Below are 2,695 nucleotides of genomic sequence, written 5' to 3'. Positions count from 1 at the left end.
ATATATCTTCTCCAGATTGATTATGGAGAAAAACGGGTTACCAGAAAGCTGATACTGGAATAAGGCAGAAACCAATCTTTATTAAGAAAATCCCCCGGTGTATTACATGCCGGGGGATTTTTATATTATGACTTTATTGAAAATGCCAGGAGCTGAATTTATCTCCTTCCCGCTTAATAAATTCTTCCAGCCTGGTTGGTTTTTTGCCGGTCAACTGTTCGTAGAAGTCAGATATATGGGGTTCTTTCTGAAATCTGGGTAAGAAATGCAGCATGAGCATCACGAGGATTTTGCCTTTAGGTAGCCCGTCTTTTCTTTTGATCCGGTAGAACCGGATGGGACCGACACTTTCGTATTTTATGTTGATATTCAGGGTTTGGTTGATCAAACGGGCAACGGTGTAGAAATCTTCATTCTCAAAGCCGGTAAGCTCATAAGCCTGGTTTTTGTATACTTCAAACTTTTCCAGAAGAATGGCAGCAGCTTCGCCGATGTTGTGGACGTCGATCCAGTTGAATTTGGCTTTCCCCGCCGGAAGAATGATTTTCCCTTTATTCTGTATATCGTCGATGAGGGGGGTGGTCAGATTTTGCATGAAATAGGAGGGGCGCAGGAAGATATAAGCCAGGTTGAACCCGGTGATCAGCTTTTCGATTTTATGATGGGGTATCACCCGGCTTTTCTCCGCGCCCTGAACGGAAAGAAACACCACCTCATGAATGCCTTTTTCCTTTAGTTTTGAAATGAGGGGCCGGAAGTGCTTTTTGATATTGGCTATATGCGGGGGACGCAATAAAAATATCCTGTCCACCCCTTCCAATGCAGAATCAAAAGTTGCAGGATTTTCAAAGTCAAATTCCCTGAATTCCAATTTTCCGATATGCCTCAGAGAGGCCTTTCCCTTTTCGACGTTTCGAACGCCCGCGATGATCCTGCTTTGGGTGTTCCCTTCAAAGAGATACCGGATTACCTGGTATCCGATGTTGCCCGTTGCTCCGGTTACGAGGATCCTTTTCATCAGTGGGTTCTTTTGAACTGCAAAGATAGTCAGATTTCCGGTAAGGCAAACGGTACTATATGAATCGCTGTAAAGTACAGAAACCGGATCCAATTCCCAATTTCTTCCAACAGTATATTAAAGCCCTGAAAGGGCATAAGAAATATCTTTCGCTCTTTCAGGGCTCTGATCCTTTTGGTTTCCGTCACCAACGGGATTTTTTGAACTTTTATAAAGGCTTTTTCCTGACGTTTATTCTATGGCCTCCTCAAAATCCTGGTCCAGTTCGTTTTCTTCATCTTGTTCTGCCTCACCCTTGCTCAGCCTTCTTTCGATACTGGTTTCATAGTTATCGATCAGGGCATTGAACTCCTTCACCAGAGGCTTGTATTTTTCGAATCCATCGATGGTAATAAACGCGTTGATACGATTAAACAGGTTTTTCAGGGCGCTCTCGGCCTCTTCGCGCAGTTCCGGCATGGATTCTTCAGGGGCTTGGGCATATTCTTTGTTTCTTTCCAGGAAGAGCCGGTCAAATTCTTTGTTAGATGCCATCAATTGCTTGTAATATCCATCCAGATGGAGCGATTCTATGTCACCCCTCAGGCCTTTCCGCTCTATATCTTCAAAGATGTCCTGCAGGTTGGCTGTTTGCTGGTGGTAACTCTGCCTGTTAAGAGTATTTCCATGTTTTTCAAACACCTTCAACAGTGCTTTTGCCTTTTTTCTCAATGTTTCATCCGGATGATATCTTGCATGGACACGCAAAATCAGGATAATAGCAGTAAACATGTTATCACGCAGCCCATCTGCGTGCACAATGACTTGGGTAAGATTACTGCCCCGGTCGGCTTTATAAACCGCCATCATTTTCTTACTGGCGGTTGTGACATCTTTTGCAATTTCGCTTACCTGAAGCGCGTTCAGATCATAATTGTTTAAAACAGAAACGGTCAGATCGTTAAACTTAACGAATTCCCCATTTCTAAATCTTGAGAAATCTGGAATTTTAATCATAATTCTAATTTTTTTTAATTAATAATTGATCGAAATATGCGGGTAAATTACAAATAAATTTTATAAAATGCACGCTCTTAAACAAAAAAAATTCCGAAACCCTCATGCAAGCATGCGACATGGTTTCGGAACCTTCCGAGACCCTCATGCATGCATGCGAGACAATTTCGGAACCTTCCGAGACCTTCATGCAAGCATGCGAGACGATCTCGGAACCTTCCGAGACCATCATGCAAGCATACATGACAATTTCGGAACATCCGAAGGTACCATGCATGCATGTATGACGATTTCGGATCATTTATTACTGCTATTCCAGATATCATGGGTGGTTTTTGTTATCCCGTTACCGCTTATGCCAAATAACGATGGGGTTGGTATATTATCTGCTTTGCTGTATTTTTGTGGTTCTTTAACGGGAGACAGGAAAGAAAGGCTGTATAATCAAGATGATCAAACGGAAACAACCTTGTATTCTTTGCGGGTCGGAAACCACGTTCTTCCGCGTTGCCCGCAAGCGGAGATATTTTCAATGCAGCGGATGTTCATCCGTGATGATGGATCCGCAGGATTATGTGTCGATACAGAAAGAAAAGGCGCGGTACGAAACACATAACAATGATGTGAATGACCGGGGCTATCAGCATTTTGTATCGCCGGTTGTGGAGCGGATACTTCAGC

At 43.2% G+C, this 2,695-nt stretch carries 3 protein-coding genes; 1 reads left to right on the top strand and 2 read right to left on the bottom strand.

Going from position 1 to position 2,695, the window contains the following annotated elements; translation table 11 throughout:
• Positions 1-133: 133 nt before the first annotated feature.
• Both KGY70_20485 and KGY70_20480 read right to left on the bottom strand, forming a co-directional pair.
• Entirely contained in the window at positions 134-1,018 is an 885-nt protein-coding gene (locus KGY70_20485; protein MBS3777583.1) for an NmrA family NAD(P)-binding protein, read from the bottom strand.
• A 231-nt stretch (positions 1,019-1,249) separates the two neighbouring features.
• Positions 1,250-2,014, bottom strand: coding sequence for a hypothetical protein (locus KGY70_20480; protein MBS3777582.1), 765 nt, complete (start codon positions 2,012-2,014; stop codon positions 1,250-1,252).
• Between the two features lie 449 nt (positions 2,015-2,463).
• On the opposite strand from KGY70_20480, the gene KGY70_20475 reads away from it, so the two are divergent.
• Positions 2,464-2,695 (top strand): hypothetical protein (locus tag KGY70_20475; protein MBS3777581.1); only part of this gene is annotated, 232 nt, incomplete at its 3' end.

Source organism: Bacteroidales bacterium (assembly GCA_018334875.1).
Taxonomy (GTDB): Bacteria; Bacteroidota; Bacteroidia; order Bacteroidales; family UBA12077; genus JAGXLC01.
Note: the sequence above shows the minus strand (reverse complement) of the source record. Positions and strands in the feature narration are given on the sequence as shown.